Raw genomic sequence first — 17,859 nt, 5'->3', positions numbered from 1 at the left:
TACTTTCAATTAATTGTTCGGTTTGCAATCCCACCAGAGACGGATGTTTATTCTGTCTCCCCCCAACATATCTACGGCTTCTTCTACGTGTCCCCCGTTAAGGCTGTATTCACTGCCAGGGTATTGCAGGCGACGTATACCGATGTCGGTAAGTTCGGAATATGAGCTCTTATTGTCGACGATGGGCAGCATTTTAGGATAACCCGTGCGGCGGCGTTCGCTCCATGCTTCGATGCCCAGCGGGTAGATGGCAATCCACTTCTGCGTGATGATGCGTTCGAGATTCTCTTCGAAATGATCTGCTTTGGTGTCTGTGTTCCACGCGATTTTGATGTTGGACGGGGCACTGGTGTCGTATTTGCCCAGTGGGTCGGCGTAGGCTGCGGGCACCATGCTGTTGTCGGCAGCATAAACTTCAGCTCCCGATGCTCCGTGTTGGGCAAAGGAGAGGGCGATGCCTTGCTCGTAGAGGTCTTTGGCTTTTCCACCCATTGCCCATCCCCGCAACGCGCCTTCGGCACGGAGGAATGCCACTTCGGCGGCAGTCATCCAGGTGTAAGGGTCGGTGGCGGTCATGAGGCGGTTGGAGTAGACGCTCTTCAGTTGGTCGTCGGTCACGCCTGTCGGCAGTGTGCCGATGCGGATGCCGTAGTAGCCCTCCTTGCTGCCGGCGGTGCCGTCTGTCTTGCCGTTGCCTTTGCCCATGGTGAAGTACTTTTCGCGGCGGGAATCCTGATAGCCGTTCATATAGCATAGGATGTCGGCGCCAATCCGATAGTCGTTCCAAGTATTGAAACAGAGGGCAGAACGGTTTTCGGCTACGTGAAACAGGGCGTTGTCGGCATTGTCCGTAATTACGCCCGCCGTCACTGCCGCTTCGGCTATCCGTTGCACTTCTTCTTTCATCTCAGGCACGTAGCAGAGGCGCATTGCCATGCGGAGTTGCAGAGAATGAAGGTATTTGCGCCATTTCTCCACGTCTCCGTAATAAACGTCGTCAAGCTTCTTCAGGGCATCGGGGGCGAGTGTGAGGTTGTCCTCAAATGCTTGGTCGGCCTCATCCAATTCCTTGAACATCTGCTTGTAGATAACATCCTGCGAGTCGTAGGGAGAACTCAACGCGGCGGCTTCTCCCTCCACCACTATCTTGCTGTAGGGGATGGGACCGAACATGTCAGTAGTGCGTTGCATGATGGCCACACGCAGTACTTTGGCGATGGCTTGCGGAACGGGCACGTCACTCAGCTTCATCAGATTGCGATAGTTGGGGTAGGTGTTGGTGAAGATGGTGGAAAAGGCTCCTTCCAACCAATCCGACTTGGGATTGTATGTTGAGAATTTTTCAATCCATCCGGTGTGCGTATCACTGAAATATCCGCCATAAGCGCCACCACACATGGCTTCCATGAATTGATACAAATGTTCCTGTGTAGGGATGACCTGTCCTTCAAGAGTTTTGAGCTTGGAACCTACATTATAGTTGTCCCGCCCCATCTCTTCCTGAGTGGTTTCAAAAGGGTTGCGGTTGATATCACTGTCCATGCAACTACCTGCAATAAGTAGTGTGACGAGTGACATCACTGTCAGATTGAACTGTTTTATGTATTTCATGCTATTCATCGTTTTAGAAGTTAAGCTTAATGTTAAACCCGATGTTACGGCTGCTAGGCATCATGAAGTAGTCGATACCCTGGTAGAAGTTGCCGGTAGTGGCCACGCTTTCGGGATCGAACGGCGCTTTATTGTATATCATCCAAAGATTGCGGCCTACAAGCGATACATTGATGTCGCATACATTGCCTATCCAGCGACGGGGGATGGTATAGCCGATGCGCGCTTCCTGAAGGCGGACGTTCGTCGCGCTATACGTATAGTATTGGGGCAAGCCGCTGGAACCGGCAATGACCTCAAACCATTTTTGTGCATCTACTATGGTGCGTCCGTTGACGAGTACTCCACCGGCATCGCGGGCGGCGGCAGTTCTTTCGGAAACTCCGTACTCGTCCATGGCAGCTTGTGTAGCTGAATATACAATACCTCCGATGCGGGCGGAAATCAGGAATCCTACGTTGATACCTTTGTAAGAGAAGGAGTTGTTCCATGCCAGATTGGCTTTCGGGAATACGCTTCCCAGTTTGATGTCGTTCAGATTGCCCACTTTGGAGACGTTGCCGGTGGCGTCTATCTGGACTTTTCCCTTGTCATCGCGCACCACATCGGAGCGGGTGTAAAGGTCGCCCAGTGAACCGCCTTCTTTCAATATAAACTCAGCCTGTGCCAATCCGCGTCCGTCAGATGTTTTCAGCGGAAGCCGGTCTTTATTGATGATTTCTCCGGTTTCGGGATGCACATAGTTTCTTACCAATTCGGTCAGTGTGTTCTGGTTGCTGGAAATGGTGAAGCTGGTGTTCCAGTTGAAACCGCTCCAAGTATGCCCGTAGCCTAACATACCTTCCACGCCCACGTTGCGCACGGAGCCTGTCTGCACATACAACTTCTCGTAACCGGAAGAGACCGAAAGCTGCGGGTCGAATGTCTGGTTGTGTGTATTGGCGTAATAGAAGGAAGCGCTTACTTTGAAGTCGCGGAACAGCGTTGCGTCTACGCCCACTTCCCAAGAGTTGGTACGTTCGGGATAGAGCGTGCCGATAGGGTAGATGGATTTCTCTTTCCATTGTTGCGAGGTAGCATCGTATGGGAAAGTCGGTATAGTCAGATAACGGGGGTAGGGAGAACCTACGGAACTGTACGAACCGCGCACTTTCAGGTAATCTACCCATTGGGGCAATTTTACCATTTCGGTGATTACTGCCGACAGACCTACCGACGGATAAAAGAAGGAAGGATCTGTAGTGCCGTGAATTTGTGAAGCCCAGTCGTTACGTCCCGTCAAGGTGAGGTAGAGCATGCTCTTCCAGCCTACTTCTACGTTGGCGAAGATGGAATACGTCACGTCTTGCCATGCTTCTTGGACGGCACGCTTCTTCACATTGTCGAGGTCGAACACGTTGAATAAGTTGGGGATTCCGTTTTCTTGTATCGGTCCACCGTAACTAAAGGTACTGCTGATATTGTTGCTCAAACTCGTACCGATATTGGCTACAAGGGTGAAGTCTTTGATGCGTTTGTTGATGTTCACCAGGAAGTCGGCATACGTTTGGCTGGTTTCATTCTTGGCAATCGTGTAGTGTCCCTGATTACCGTCGGTGAGCGTGGCGATGGTTCCGGCATAGAGTTTCTGCTCGTACGTGTTGTTGGAGTTGTCGATGCGAATACGTCCCGACAGGTTCAACCAGTCCAGTACATCGTAAGTTAGCCCGATGGACATCATGTAACGCTTCTTGTCATTCTCGTGGAGATTACGGTACGAAATCCAATAAGGGTTCTGCATGCGGAGATTACCTTCGCCCTGAGGCCAATATGGTAAGTTGATCTTGCGCGCATCGCTCCAGCGTTCAAAGACTTTCACCAATGAGAAGTCGTCGCTTCGAGGGAACAGGTAAGTCGATACCAGCGGGTTAGAATATACACCCTGATTGACCATATTACGGTCGTTCTGAATGATATAGCTAGCTCCGACATCGAGCTTCATCTTGTCGTTGAGGAGACTGGTCGTGTTGCGGAAAGTGAAATTATATCTGTTATACCTGTTGTTGGGAACCATTCCGTCGGAATTGGTCGCTGCTGCGGAGAAGAAAGTCTGGTTCTTTTCCGAACCGGCAGACAAGCTGACGGAATTGGAGTACACTGCCCCCGTTTCAAAAAAATCAGTGGGTTCGTATCCCGTACGGCTCGCGTTGTTCAGCTTCGGTCCCCAACTGAGGGTTGTAGAACCGTTTGCTTTGCCATAGCTTCCTGTTCCGTAGCGATTCTGGAATTTGGGCATTACGAATGGATTCATCCAGTCGATGCCGGTGGATACGCTTGCCTGTAGCTTTCCTACTTTTCCCTTTTTGGTGGTGACAACAATAGCTCCATTGGCTGCGTTGCTACCGTAGAGGGCGGCCGCTGCTGCGCCTGTCAGCACGGAAATGCTTTCGATGTCTTCAGGATTGATGTCGGCAATGCTTTCTGTAGCACCTTTTGAATCGAATTCCGTGCCACCACCGCCACCGAAATTGAACATCGGTATGCCGTCGATAACATACAGCGCGTTACTGCTCTGCTCAATGGACTTCGTTCCGCGCATCACTACTTTACTGGCGCCACCTACACCGGATGAACTTGAATTGATCGTGACACCCGCTACTTTACCGTTCAGGCTATTAACGAAGTTTGCGTCCTTGATTTGAGTCAGTTCGTCCGATTTTACTTGCTGTACATTATAACTTAACGCCTTTTGTTCGCGTTTGATACCGAGGGCTGTCACTACTACTTCATTCAATTGCTTAGTGTCACTTTGCAATTTTACTTCATAGGTGTTCCTGTCTGTTATTCTCATAGTTTGGGGCGTGTATCCTACATACGTAAAACTTAATGCATTGCCCGGAGAAGCGGTAATTGTGAAATTGCCATCCATATCGGTGATAGCTCCTTCAGAGCTTCCTTCTACCTTGATATTTACTCCAATTAAAGGTTCATTGCTTTCGTCAACTACCTTTCCCGTCACTTTTTTGACAGGAGTCTCTTTAGGCTTGTTGTCTGGAATAATCATGATGTATTTCCCTTTGAACTGATAGGCGAACCCGCTACCTTTGAGTATTTGTACAAGGGCGTTTTCTAATGTTACGGCTCTTAGGTCAAGATTTAAAACAGGCTTGTTTTTTAATTGGGAATCGTTGAAACCGACAGAGAAGTCGGATTGTCTTTCTACTTCTTTAAGTGCCTCTATTACAGATATATTTTTCTTTTGAATAGTAATCTTGGCACTGTTTTGCGCAAAGGTGGGTGCTTGCATCAATAACAAACAGAAAAAAAGTAAAAAACTTCTTTCCTTTGCAGACTGGTTTACTATAAATTCATAAATTTGTAGCATTTTCTTAGTATTAGATTATTAACTAATTTATTTCACGGTAATTAAGAGTAAAACTCTAATATTGAGAATTTTGATTTCATATCCGGGATAGAGTTCGGGCTCTGTTCCGGATACTTTTTTGCATGTCTGTAAAGGGTTAAAAAGGTTACTGGTATTGTTGTTCGTTTTTACTGTGATTTTGATTTCTGGATTATTTAGGAATCAGGTAACAGCGGTCCTCTTTTATTTTATAGTCTATCTGACCTACTACATTAACTATCACATCCATTACTTCCGATAGTGTTGCCCGGTCTTTAAAACGGAAACTGTATTTATCTTCTTTCAGATTCTTCAGGCGATACTCGAAAGTATATGGATATTTACGTTCTAATATGGTTATAATCTCTTTTATACTCATCTCTCTGAATACCAGCTCGCCACGTTGCCAGGCTGTGACATCATTCATATCGGGAGTGTCCAGATGGTGCTGGCGGGTGTATTTATGATAGGCCAACTGTTCGTTAGGATTTAAAATAACTTGAGATTTTAAATCATCATATTCCACGAGCACACTTCCCGAAATCAAGGTTGCCGCTACTATCGGATTCTCAGGGTATGCAGCTACATTAAATTCAGTTCCGAGTGCTGTTACCTGAAAATCATTCGACTTGACGATAAACGGGTGCTTCTTATCCGGCTTCACTTTGAAATTGGCTTCACCGATCAGAAATACGCTACGGTCTTTGCCTGTGAATTCCTTCGGATATAAAAGGGTGCTTTGTGAGTTCAGTTGTACTTTGGTCCCGTCGGGCAAGGTGAGAGTCCGTGCTTCTGCTGTCGGGATATATTGCTGTAATAAATTAGGCTCTGTCTTTTTTCCTATGGTAGAAAGGTAGATGGAAGAAGCAGCTACTATAAAGAATACGGCTGCGGCTGCCTGCCAAATGTGGATCGGACGGATTCTCCGTTCTTCCCGTACGGAAGGAATACCCGCATTCTTTCTTAATTGTTCGTATGATTGATGTATATTGGGAGCTTTCCCTTGCTTGTATCCTTCTTCCCACAGATATTGCAATGCTTCGTCTTTCTCGGACACATATTCTTCGTCTACCAACCATTGGTAGAATTCCTGTCGGGTGGCTTCCGGGTAGTCATTCCCGGTAAATAAGGCTAGTATTTTTTGAAAATAGTTCTTCATTTTGAGATATTAATTAGAGCTGTTACATTAATATCTCAATTAACTAAGGCGGACTACTTAAAGAAAAGTGCGAAAAAAAGTAAAAAAGATATTTTTTTCATTTCAAGAAGGGTTAGATAGATGTGATGTTCTACCGTCCGGACTGAAATGTTCAGCTTTTCGGCAATTTCATTATTGCTCATAGTTTCAAATCTACTCATTTCAAAAACTTTTCTGCGCTGTTCGGGAAGACGGCTGAGGGTTAGTTTGATGATTAGTTGAATTTCTTTGTAGTATATGTCGTTAAGAGGATCTTCTGTTTGGGAAAGTTCTTCTACTAAGCTTTTCTCTATTACTTTTTCCTGATAGGCTGATTCTATTCTTTTATGTTTGATAAAATTGAGAGTCGTACTTTTGGTAAGAGTATAGACATAAGGTTTCAAATTGGGAACTTTTGTCCATATCTCGGGTTGAGTCCATAATTTTGTGAAAACATCTTGGGCAATGTCTTCTGCATCTTCTTCGGATTTAAGCAACATAAAGGCGAAATATTTTACTACTGAATAATACTCAGCGAATATTATTCCGAATTGTTTTGCTAGTAATATGTTGTCTTGTTTTGTGGGCATTGAATTTATAAATTATTGGGAATCAAAAGCAAATGTAGACAAATAAAATTAAGATACGAAGAAAAAGCAAATTGTTTATGAAAAAAGGTAAATAAAAATAGTGACGCTATCCCTTGCGGATGGCGTCACTATACGAGTGGGATAGTGACGGCATCACGATGGGATAGCGTCACTATTTTTAAGTATGTTTTCTACCAGTTCCTTTTCACTGTGCGGTAGCCATAACAGGTGATTACAAGAAAGCAGATGAACGGGAGAATGAATGACACATTGACTGCCGGTAACCAGCCGATTTCTTTCATGTCGATGATGCTTGCCTGCAATGGAGGAAGGATAGAGCCACCGAGGATAGCCATTATAAGACCGGCTGCTCCGAATTTGGCATCATCTCCAAGACCTTTCAAGGCAATGCCGTAAATAGTGGGGAACATCAGAGACATACAGGCTGAAACGGCTATCAGGCAATATAATCCGTAGATATTCTGAAGAAAGATAGTGCCTAAAGTGAAAATTCCACCGAAAATAGCCAGAATCATCAATAATTTACCCGCATTCAGATAACGCAGAATAAAGGTACAGATGAAACGGCTGATACAGAAAATAACCATTGCGATGATGTTGTATTGCTGCGAGAGTACTTCCGCACTCTTTTCATCCATACCGAATTCCGGTGACATAAACAGACGGGTACCATATTGGATGACAAATGTCCAGCACATGATTTGTGCACCTACGTAGAAGAATTGGGCAATCACACCTTCGCGATAACGTGTTTGGGTAAAAATACGTTTTAATGTCGGGAAGAAATCTATTTTGTGGTTCTGATCCCCGTTCTTCGGCATTTTTACGAAGCGTATCAGAAGCAGCATCGCTACGATAACCAGCCCGATGATAAGATAAGGGGCGATTAGAACAGCAAGGTCGCTTTCTTTGATGGCCTGAAATTCATTTTCATTGAGCAGGGCGCGGTCTTCAGTACCCATCGGGTGTAATTGGGCTTGAATGAATTGCATGGCTACATACATTCCAAGCAGAGAACCCATAGGGTTGAAAGACTGGGCAAGATTCAAACGTCTTGTGGATGTTTCTTCCGTTCCCATGGAAAGGATGTATGGGTTACAGCTTGTTTCCAGAAATGAGAGTCCGCAAGTCAGGATGAAATAGGCAATCAGGAACGGGTAATATTCTCCTGTCATTTTAGCGGGGAAGAATAGGAACGCACCGAAAGCGTATAAACCGAGACCTAGCAGAACGCCTGCTTTATAAGAATATTTACGGATGAACATTGCTGCCGGAAAAGCCATGGCAAAGTAACCGCCATAGAAGGCTACTTGTACCAGTGCTCCATCAGTAGCACTCATCCGGAAGATTTTAGAAAATGCTTTCACCATCGGATTGGTAATATCATTTGCAAATCCCCATAACGCAAAACAAGAGGTAATGAGAATAAAAGGGATAAGGTAACTGACGCCATCTTTGGATAGGATGGACTGTTTGATGTGTTTCATGGTTCTTTCTGCTTATTTTATTAGGTATTATATAGATGGAACATTCTTTCCATTGGTTTCCATTTTTCCGCGGAACTCATTCCGGGAGCGGCTTGTTGGAAGATAGCCATGTATTCTTCCCATTCCTGTTGACGGGGAAGTGTGTTCAGGCGTGCCATTGCTGTGTCCCAGTCGAAGTCGACAGGGGTCTCGACAATCATAAACAAACGCGTGCCGAGAATATAGATTTCCATTTCGAGGATGCCTACTTCCCGGATACCTGCAAGGATTTCAGGCCATGCTTCCGCTTCACTATGTCTTTTACGATATTCGGCAATCAATTCCGGCGAATCGCGTAAGTCAAGAGTCTGGCAATATCTTTTGACGGGGACGTTGTAAGATTGAACTTGATAACCGGTTTTGGGTGTTTCCATATACTTTTATTTTTTAGGGTAATATACTTGTGGTGTAACGCTTCGGCTTACAATCTCCCTTAGCTCCTGCAGGTTGCTGATTTCTCCCTTGGCCATTGCCTGTGTCAGGATATTGCCTATGGCTGTGGCTTCTACGGGACCGGCATAAACAGGGATATTGAGTGCGTCGGCTGTAAGTTGGTTGAGTAATTTATTCTGCGAACCTCCTCCAATGATGTTTAACTGGCGAATCGGAGAGGGGAGACAACGGTTGAGCTTTTCTACCGCCTGCTGATATTTGGATGCTAATGACTGGAGCACGCATTTAACAATTTCCGCTTTATTCTGGGGAATCGGGAGAGCGTGGTTTCTGCAATAATTCAAAAGGGCAGTCTCCATGTTCTCCGGGTTCATAAATTCCGGATCATCGACAGGGATGATTGTATTAATCTCTACTTCGGCGGCTTGTGGGATGATTGCATCATAACTTTGTTCTTCTCCGCGTGCTTTCCATTCACTCATCAGGCGTTGTAGAATCCACAGTCCCGTAATATTTTGCAGGAACCGGATGCGACCTCCTACGCCCCCCTCATTAGTGAACTCGGCTTTCCGTGCTTCTTCTGTCAGTATAGGCTCATCCGTTTCAACGCCCAGGAGCGACCAAGTGCCGGAACTTAAAAAGGCGATAGGAGCTTCTGTTGCCGGAACGGCTGCAACGGCGCTGGCTGTGTCATGTGAACCTACGGCAATCACATCTACTGCACCTAGTCCGGTTTCCCGTGCGATGTCTTCTTTTAACGTTCCCCGGATAGTGCCCGGTTGGATGATTTCACCAAACAGATGTTCGGGAAGTTCCAGTGCGTGAATTGTGTCTTGCGACCAGTCCCGACGTTTTGCGTCAAGCAGTTCCGAAGTGGAAGCGATGCAGTATTCATTATTAGCTGTTCCGGTCAGGTAATAACTGAAAAGGTCGGGCATGAAGAGAAGTTGGCGGGCAACTTCCAGTTGCGGGTCCCGGTTCCGTTTCATGCTATACAGTTGGAATAGTGTATTGATAGCCATGACTTGTATTCCGGTGGCAGCATAATGTTTCTGTTCGTCCAGGATTTTGAAAACCTCTGCCGGCATTCCGTCTGTTCTTGCATCCCGATAACAGATAGGGTTACCTAGTAGATTTCCGTTCTTGTCAATCAATCCGAAATCCACTCCCCAAGTGTCGATGCCAATTCCTTTGACGGTATATCCCTTTTGTGCGGCTAATTTTAGTCCAGTTTTCATGTCTTCAAACAGGGCAGGGAAGTCCCAGTAAACATGATTCCCCAGTTTAACCTGGCGGTTGGAGAAGCGGTGAATTTCTTCCAATTCCAGCTTACCGTGGAGAAGGAAGCCGGCGATAACCCGACCGCTTCCTCCTCCAAAGTCTGCTGCTAAATATATGTTTTTGTTGGTATCTTTCATGGTATGGTATGTACGGATATTATTTTGTCTTCTTTCCTAATACATAGATTTCCAAATCTTCAATTTCTGCCGGTGTCAATACTGAATAATCACCGCCGGACTGAACAATGATGCGGCACGCCATTTCGAAGAAGGTAGCGCGTTCGTACACTTGGTCGAAGTCTTTTCCGCAGACCACTTGTCCGTGGTTGGTCAGTAAGACAGAGTTGTGTTCGAGCATGGCTTCCACTACTGCTTTGGCCAGTTCCGGTGAACCGGGGCGATAGTAAGGAATCACGGGAATCTCTGAGCCTACGTGGCAGGGGATTTCTGCTGTTACATTAAAATTGGTCGGTTTGTTTTTCATGCAGGAGATGGCTGTGGCATACTCCGACTGGAAATGAAGCACTACATTGACATCCGGGCGTTCGCGGAGAATACCCAGGTGGAAAGTACTTTCCATTGAAGGTTTTACACCGTTAGTAGGTGTTCCACTTGCGATATTGCAAATAGAAACTTTCTCTTTTCTGAGGGTAGGAACCCAGGAGCCTGTGCCGGAAATAAGTGCTTCCTCACCGATTCGCCAAGAGAGGTTTCCGCTGCTGCAAAGCATTAGTTTAGCGTCTCCGTAACGATGCGCTTGTTCTATGAATTGTTCGATATGTTCATTAGTAATCATAGTGTAATTTATTAAAGCCGTTTGTAGGGACAGAGGTAATCCGTCCCTATACATACGGCAAAGTTAATTTATTAATTGATATGGGGCGACTACTTTTTATTTATTTGTAGATAGGACCGTAAGTGGTACAAGCTCTGTAATCTGCTCCCTCTTTATCCATGCCGAATGCATTCCATGCTGCCGGACGGAATATTTCGTTATCTTCTACATTGTGCATGCATACCGGGATGCGAAGCATAGAAGCAAGAGTGATTAAGTCCTGACCGATGTGTCCGTAGCTGATAGCTCCGTGATTAGCTCCCCAGTTATTCATTACTGAATATACATCTTTGAAAGCAGGTTTGTCACACAGACGGGGAACAAACCAGGTAGTAGGCCATGTCGGGTCTGTACGCATATTCAGTTTCTGGTGGATTTCAGGGTCAATCTCAACTGTCCATCCTTCTGCGATTTGCAGGACAGGGCCAAGGCCTTTAATCAGGTTCAGACGCATCATAGTAACGGGCATACCGCCTTTTGACAGGAAGTTGGACGAGAAGCCTCCTCCACGGAAGTAGTCACGGTCTGCCGGATACCAAGTGGTCGCTTTCAGACAGTTTTCTACGTCTGCGTCAGTCAGGTTCCACGGTTCTTTCATTACCGGGTTGCCTTCTGCATCCAATGACTGGCCGGAACCGTCGAGAGTCGTTGCACCGGAATTGATAAGATGGATGATACCGTTTGCTGCCAGACCGGTCAATTCTTTGCCGGTTACACGTTTCACGGCTTCAGGGCTCCAGTAAGTACGTACATCAGAGAATATTTGAGCACGGTTGGTCAGCAAGTGTCCGAACAGCATAGCTACACCGTTGCAGGCATCGTTTTCAGTAGCAACGACAAATGCTTCGCGGATACCGTTCCAGTCGAAAGAGGTATTAAGCAGGGCTTCGGGATAGTCACCGTTCGGATAGAAGTCTGTCCATTGGCGTTGTCCCTGGAAACCGGCTGCGATAGCGTTGTGTCCTAAAGCCTCTTCTTTGAATCCCAGCTCTTTCAGTTTGGGGTTGCCGGTCATCAGGTCGCGCATGATGATTGTCATTTTCACGATAAATTCCCAGTCAGCGTCTTTCTGTTCACGGGTTTTGCGTTTTTCGGGACGGTTTTTGAAGTCATCCCCTTCATTTACCTTGCAGTTCTTTTCTGTCCATGCCATTGCTTTCGCATATTCTTCATGGTCGTAGATACCTTCGTCCATACGGCGGATGATTTCTGTAAGGTCGATGGACTCATTACGCATACCCAAATATTCCTGGAAGAAATCAGGATTAACGATTGAACCGGCAATACCCATAGATACACTACCCATAGACAGGTAAGATTTACCTCTCATTGTAGCTACTGCCTGTGCGGCGCGGGCAAAGCGAAGAATCTTTTCCGCAACATCTTCCGGAATTGTATTATCATCCAAATCCTGAACGTCATGTCCGTAGATGCCGAATGCAGGAAGACCTTTTTGTGCGTGTCCTGCCAATACGGCTGCCAAATATACAGCACCCGGACGTTCTGTTCCGTTGAATCCCCAGACTGCTTTCGGATAATGAGGGTTCATATCCATTGTTTCAGCACCATAGCACCAGCAGGAAGTTACAGTGATAGTAGAACCTACACCTTCTCTTTCGAACTTGTCTGCACAAGCTGCGCTTTCGGCAACACGACCGATAGTGCTGTCGGCAATAACACATTCCACAGGACTTCCGTCACCGTTTCTCAGATTGCTGCTGATTAATTCGGCTACTGCCTTAGCCAGATTCATTGTCTTTTCTTCAAGGCTTTCACGAACGCCACCTTGGCGACCGTCGATGGTGGGACGAATCCCGATTTTCGGATACTTTTTCATGGTTTCTTTTTTTTTATTATATAGTTAATTAATTAATACCTGTGCTGAACTGTGCTGATAGTGTGGCAAAAAAAATTAGAGTGACTTTCGAAGCCTGACTTCAGTAGAAAGATACTTCTGTATAGGCGCATCGTTGAGGACGAAATTTGCCGCTTCGTTCCCCATCATTTCCCAGTCAATACTCAATGAAGTAATTCCTTCATCGATAACTTCGTAAGAAGGAATATCATTGTATGCCAGCAGACCGAAATCTTTTCCGCATTTCAGTCCTTCCAGCCTTCCTTGTTTCACTACCTTTACTACATCTTGTTGCTTGATAGCAATATAGGCTGTTTCTTTTCGTACCACCAGGTTTTCAATATCTTCCTGTATTTCATACGAGAATCCCTGCTCTTCGCAAAAACGGATAAAATATTCTTTGCTGCTTTGCGGGTGTTTCAGTCCTTTAGAGAACAGGAAAACGATTTGGCGGTATTTGTGCATTTTTTCTTTCAGTGACAATAATGCCTGATAGAATGACTCGTCAAAGTCCTGACAGATATAGAAATACTTCTTTTTTTCGAATTTGCCGAAGTCAAGTAGCAGTAACCTGGCAGGATTAATCTTGTTTAGGGCGGTGCTGAATTTCTCGTTATCGAAATTCATCACTATATATTTATTGTATTTTCCTACGGATTCACGGATGATGGTATTGAACAGTCGTTCGTTGTATTGATGAAACAATAAGTCTACCTTATAATTAATAGGCAGATGCTTGACGAAACTGTTGTATAGTGCTTCTTTAAAAGGAGTGTATTGGTCGAGGAGCAGTAAAACGTTTGTTACCAGACTCGTTACATAGTATCCTTTTCCGGGAGTGGAGTCAATCAATCCCCGTTCGCGTAAATCAAGGAAGGCTTTAAATACCGTATCACGCGATACTCCGTATTGTGCACTCAACTGATTGATAGAAGGCAAAGAATCTCCTTCAAGGAATTCTTTCCTGGAAATAGCCTGACTAAGAGTATCTGCTAATTGCGTGACCTTACTCGACTGTTGTCCGAATGTTGCTTTTCTATCAGTTCGTTTCATATTAATTTTATAAAAGATAACTGTGCTGAACTATGCTGATGCAAAGAAAGGCATTTTATTCTAAAAAGGACTAATTATTTATTATGTTTTATAGCATAAAATGAAATAAAAAAATCCCCTCCGGCGAACCGGAGAGGATTTATAGCTTTTTCCTGATTTCTTATTCGGAATCTGCCGAAAATTATTCAGCAGCAGCTTCTGTTGCAGGAGCCTCTTCAGCCGGAGCTGCGGCTTCTTCTGCAGGTGCTTCAGCAGCAGCTTTTTCAGCAGCCTCAGCAGCTTTCTTTTCAGCGAGTGCTTTTGCTTTCACTTCGTTGATTTTCTTTTCTGCTTCCAGACGTGCTTTTGCTTCAGCTTTCTTAGCTTCGTCTTGTTTAGCCTTCAAAGCAGCCAGACCTGACTGTTTGTTGTTTTTCCAAGCTTCGAATTTAGCTTCTGCTTCTGCTTCTCCGAATGCGCCTTTTGCTACACCGCCCAGAAGATGTTTCTTCATGTAAACTCCTTCACGAGAAAGGATGTTACGTACAGTGTCGCTTGGTTGTGCACCTTTCAGTACCCATGCCAATGCAGCGTCGAAATTCAAATCTACTGTAGCAGGATCGGTATTAGGGTTGTAAGTACCAATCTTCTCAATAAATTTACCATCACGTGGTGCTCTGCTGTCTGCAATTACAATTGAATAGAACGCGTAACTTTTACGTCCGTGTCTCTGCAATCTGATTCTAGTTGCCATTTTAAATAATTGTTTTTAATGATTGATTTGAATTATGCTATTATCTCGTAATAGCGGGCGCAAAGATACGGCTTTTCTTTTGATTGACAAACATTTTGCCTCTTTTTTACGAATATCGTTTCGGATATCGGAACAGGATAGCGAGTAATGCGCAGGTTCCCATCGTGAAAGGATAGTAGAGATTGCCGATGATACTGATAGGGGAGATATTGGCGAGTCCCGCCGCAATCAGCATTTGCGCTCCATAAGGGATAATCCCTTGTATCAGGCAGGAGAACGTATCGAGAATACTGGCGGTCTTTCTCCGGTCGAGATGGAACTTTTGGGCAATATCCCTGGCTATCGGTCCTGTGGTGATGATGGCGATGGTGTTGTTGGCGGTACACAGGTTGGCGATACTTACCAAGGCGGCGATGCTCAATTCTGCGCCCCGCTTGCCGTTGACGTGGCGGGTCAGTTTCCGGATAATAAAGTCAATGCCGCCGTTATAGCGGATAGTTTCCAGCATACCGCCTGCCAACAGGGTGATGATGATGAGTTCCCCCATTCCTGTTATTCCGGTTCCCATAGCTTCGAACCAGTCGAAGACTCCGAAGCTTCCGGTAGCGATGCCGATGATTCCGGTCGTCAATATACCTATAATTAATACGAGCATTACATTCATGCCGGCAACGGCTGTTCCTAATACTATTATATATGGTATAACCTTTATCCATTCGATAGTCTGTATCTGGACGGGTGCGGTGATGGATAATCCCTGGAAGATGTAAATGCCCAATACGATGATGGCTGCCGGAACCACTATCATGGAGTTTACCCGGAATTTGTCACGCATCACACATTCCTGTGTTTTCGTTGAGGCGATGGTTGTATCTGAAATAAACGACAGGTTATCTCCGAAAAAAGAACCGCCGACCACGACAGCTACCATAAAAGGAAGGGCTATTTCTGTCTTTTCCGCCAGTCCGACAGCAACGGGGGTGAGGGCGACAATGGTGCCTACGCTGGTTCCGATGGACAGGGAGATGAAGCAGGCGGCGATAAATATTCCTGCCAGCAACAGGTTATCGGGGAGAATATGCAGCGTCAGGTTGACGGTCGCGTCGATGGCTCCCATCTGCTTGGCGCTCTGCGCGAAGGCTCCGGCAAGGATAAATATCCATATCATCAAGAGAATATTCTTATTGGCAGCTCCCACGGAGAACTGATAGATGCGTTGGTCCAGTTTCAATCCCTTGGTAATGGCGATGGCGTAGCAGGAAGAAACGAGGAAAGCAACCGTGATAGGTACTTTATAGAAGTCGTTGACAAGGATAGAAGTCACGAGATAAAGGCATAAGAATACGAGCAACGGACTTAGTGCCCACCAGCTTCCGGTACGGTCTTTATGTATTTTTTCTTCAGTCATAAATTAGCATTATAGTACTTAATATTGTTTCAAAATTGAAATAGCGGTGCAAAAGTAGTGTTATTTAATTGGTTTCGTTATCTTTGTAGTACAGAAAATTAAAGGAAGAAAGGAGATTGTAATGGAAATGATGAATCTAAATTCGGAATTCTTTCGTCAGTTGAGTTATATAGCTGATGATGAAAATTATATGAAAAAAGCCTTGAAGAGCATTAAGAAATTGGTGGCAGAAAAGGAAAAAGCATCTACTTTGGCTAATAAAGAGGAAATTGGCGATACAGAGATGACAAAGTCTGAAATTCTGGCAGGATTTGATTTGGCTTGTAAGGATATCAAGTTGAGGATGGAGGGACGTTTAGAGGGAAGAGCTGCGGAGGACTTACTGGATGAATTATAAAGTTAAGATTTATCCACAGTTTGAACGGGAAATTAAAAGATTATCTAAGAAATACCGCTCTATTAAAGAAGATTATGCTAATTTGCTTGAATCTTTAAAAGAGAATCCGATGCAAGGTGCCGATTTAGGAAAGGGCATTCGTAAAGTTCGTATGGCGATTTCTTCGAAAGGAAAAGGTAAAAGTGGTGGTGCCAGAGTTATAACATTGATATTGGTGTTATCTGACGAAGATATGGAAATAGGTTTGCACTTTATTTATGATAAGTCCGAACGTATTAGTATCTCTGATAAAGAATTACTTGAAATTTTGAAAAAGAATGGTTTTCTTTAGTTGACGACTTCTAGTAGAATATAGCATGTCCTGTCTCACAATATTAAGTGAGACAGGATTTTTTTTACCTTCTTTCATCTTTTCTTTTTCCGTTTCATCTCCTTCTTTTTCCGTCTCGGAAATTAAAAAACGGATACTCTTTCCCTTTTTCTCTATTTTCGCGCCGTTGATAACATAACTTATTTAGAATAGAATGACAACGACTAAATTCTCAGTATGTATTTTTTGCCTTTGCCTGTTTGCTTCCTGTGGGGGAGAGAAAAAGGCGGATGAACCTGTACGGGTGAAGGTAGCGGAAGCGGAAACCCTGATGCCCTCATCGGAACGTGAGTTCTCGTTTATATCAAAACCATTCAAGGAAACAGAACTCTCTTTCAGGGTAGGCGGCCCGATTGACCGCTTCGAGGTGTATGCCGGAAATTTCTATCATCGTGGGGATATTATTGCTGAAATAGACTCCCGTGATTTCCGTATTCGCAAAGAGCGTGCGGAAGCTGTCTACAATCAGGCAAAAGCGGAGTTTGAGCGGATAAAAGTGCTGTATGAGAAAGACAATTTATCAGCTAGTGCCTATGAAAAGGCACGTGCCGATTATACTTCTGCCAAAACTGCTTTTGAAACGGCAACGAATGAACTGAATGATACCCGGCTGGTTGCTCCTTTCGGCGGATATGTCGGAGAGGTGTATATCGAGAAGTTCCAGGATGTAAAAGCGACTCAACCTGTCGTTTCTTTTATTGATATCACTCAACTGAAGATAGAGGCGTATATCACGCAAGATATAGCGTTTCAAGCAGAAAAAATAAAAGAAGTAGGCGTCCGTTTTGATGTTCGCCCGGATGCCGTATATCCGGCAAAAGTAGTGGAAGTCTCCAAAAGCACTACGCGGAACAATCTTTCTTTTCTGTTGACTGCGTTGCTGCCTAATAAACAGGGAGAATGGCGCGCAGGTATTTCCGGGAAGATGCTGCTTGAACTTCCGTCTCCATCATCGGCTCCGATGGTGACTGTGCCGCAAACGGCTCTCAGCCATCGCCCTAGTGAGGGAGATTATGTCTGGACGGTAGATGATGCGACAGGAAAAGTCTCAAGGAAAAAAGTGGTGTTGGGTGAATTGCTTCCGGATGGAAAAGTGGAAGTGAAAGGTGGATTGCAGGCAGGAGAAACGGTGGCTGTCAGCAAACTGCGTTTTCTGTCGGAAGGAACGTCGGTAGAAGTCATGAATAAGAAACAGGAAAAACCGGTAACTGCTCAAAAGTAAGTGGAA

General features: G+C 45.0%; 15 protein-coding genes. 3 read left to right on the top strand and 12 right to left on the bottom strand.

Annotated elements, in window-relative coordinates:
- Nucleotides 1–9: 9 nt before the first annotated feature.
- From ACGHVY_RS10545 to ACGHVY_RS10490, 12 genes are all read right to left on the bottom strand, one after another.
- Nucleotides 10–1,611, bottom strand: a complete 1,602-nt coding sequence (locus ACGHVY_RS10545; RefSeq protein WP_390598918.1) for a RagB/SusD family nutrient uptake outer membrane protein — start codon at nt 1,609–1,611, stop codon at nt 10–12.
- Nucleotides 1,612–1,624: 13 nt separating this feature from the next.
- Nucleotides 1,625–4,975, bottom strand: coding sequence for a SusC/RagA family TonB-linked outer membrane protein (locus tag ACGHVY_RS10540; RefSeq protein WP_390598916.1), 3,351 nt, complete (start codon nt 4,973–4,975; stop codon nt 1,625–1,627).
- A gap of 190 nt (nt 4,976–5,165) precedes the next feature.
- Nucleotides 5,166–6,152, bottom strand: a complete 987-nt coding sequence (locus ACGHVY_RS10535) for a FecR family protein (protein ID WP_390598914.1) — start codon at nt 6,150–6,152, stop codon at nt 5,166–5,168.
- 53 nt (nt 6,153–6,205) lie between these two features.
- A complete protein-coding gene (locus ACGHVY_RS10530; RefSeq protein WP_308745000.1) occupies nt 6,206–6,760 on the bottom strand; it encodes an RNA polymerase sigma-70 factor in 555 nt (184 codons plus the stop codon).
- Nucleotides 6,761–6,951: 191 nt separating this feature from the next.
- Complete coding sequence (gene fucP / locus ACGHVY_RS10525; RefSeq protein ID WP_390598911.1) at nt 6,952–8,268, bottom strand: L-fucose:H+ symporter permease; 1,317 nt, start codon at nt 8,266–8,268, stop codon at nt 6,952–6,954.
- A 20-nt stretch (nt 8,269–8,288) separates the two neighbouring features.
- Nucleotides 8,289–8,681, bottom strand: coding sequence for an L-rhamnose mutarotase (locus tag ACGHVY_RS10520; protein WP_308745003.1), 393 nt, complete (start codon nt 8,679–8,681; stop codon nt 8,289–8,291).
- Nucleotides 8,682–8,687: 6 nt separating this feature from the next.
- Nucleotides 8,688–10,118, bottom strand: a complete 1,431-nt coding sequence (locus ACGHVY_RS10515) for a rhamnulokinase family protein (protein WP_308745004.1) — start codon at nt 10,116–10,118, stop codon at nt 8,688–8,690.
- Nucleotides 10,119–10,137: 19 nt separating this feature from the next.
- Nucleotides 10,138–10,776 carry a class II aldolase/adducin family protein gene (locus ACGHVY_RS10510; protein WP_308745005.1) on the bottom strand — a complete coding sequence of 213 codons (639 nt, stop codon included), beginning with the start codon at nt 10,774–10,776 and terminating at the stop codon, nt 10,138–10,140.
- Between the two features lie 100 nt (nt 10,777–10,876).
- The gene (gene fucI, locus ACGHVY_RS10505) at nt 10,877–12,652 is read right to left on the bottom strand and encodes an L-fucose isomerase (protein WP_308745006.1); all 1,776 of its coding nucleotides are present in this window, start codon (nt 12,650–12,652) and stop codon (nt 10,877–10,879) included.
- Between the two features lie 75 nt (nt 12,653–12,727).
- Nucleotides 12,728–13,723: a GntR family transcriptional regulator gene (locus ACGHVY_RS10500; RefSeq protein WP_390598908.1), complete on the bottom strand. Its 996-nt coding sequence runs from the start codon at nt 13,721–13,723 to the stop codon at nt 12,728–12,730.
- Nucleotides 13,724–13,904: 181 nt separating this feature from the next.
- The gene (locus ACGHVY_RS10495; RefSeq protein ID WP_390598906.1) at nt 13,905–14,456 is read right to left on the bottom strand and encodes a 30S ribosomal protein S16; all 552 of its coding nucleotides are present in this window, start codon (nt 14,454–14,456) and stop codon (nt 13,905–13,907) included.
- 106 nt (nt 14,457–14,562) lie between these two features.
- Complete coding sequence (locus tag ACGHVY_RS10490; RefSeq protein WP_390598904.1) at nt 14,563–15,864, bottom strand: Na+/H+ antiporter NhaC family protein; 1,302 nt, start codon at nt 15,862–15,864, stop codon at nt 14,563–14,565.
- 121 nt (nt 15,865–15,985) lie between these two features.
- Here ACGHVY_RS10490 and ACGHVY_RS10485 point away from each other — a divergent pair, with 121 nt between their 5' ends.
- The 3 genes from ACGHVY_RS10485 to ACGHVY_RS10475 all read left to right on the top strand — a co-directional run bounded on the left by ACGHVY_RS10485 (nt 15,986) and on the right by ACGHVY_RS10475 (nt 17,853).
- Nucleotides 15,986–16,261, top strand: a complete 276-nt coding sequence (locus ACGHVY_RS10485; RefSeq protein WP_390598902.1) for a hypothetical protein — start codon at nt 15,986–15,988, stop codon at nt 16,259–16,261.
- On the top strand, nt 16,251–16,592 hold the full coding sequence (locus tag ACGHVY_RS10480; RefSeq protein ID WP_390598901.1) for a type II toxin-antitoxin system RelE/ParE family toxin: 342 nt from the start codon (nt 16,251–16,253) through the stop codon (nt 16,590–16,592). The genes ACGHVY_RS10485 and ACGHVY_RS10480 overlap by 11 nt, the downstream gene beginning before the upstream one ends.
- A 193-nt stretch (nt 16,593–16,785) precedes the next feature.
- Entirely contained in the window at nt 16,786–17,853 is a 1,068-nt protein-coding gene (locus tag ACGHVY_RS10475) for an efflux RND transporter periplasmic adaptor subunit (RefSeq protein ID WP_390598899.1), read from the top strand.
- Nucleotides 17,854–17,859 lie beyond the last annotated feature (6 nt).

It is taken from the genome of Bacteroides sp. f07, assembly GCF_042854785.1.
Lineage (GTDB): Bacteria > Bacteroidota > Bacteroidia > Bacteroidales > Bacteroidaceae > Bacteroides.
Note: the sequence above shows the minus strand (reverse complement) of the source record. Positions and strands in the feature narration are given on the sequence as shown.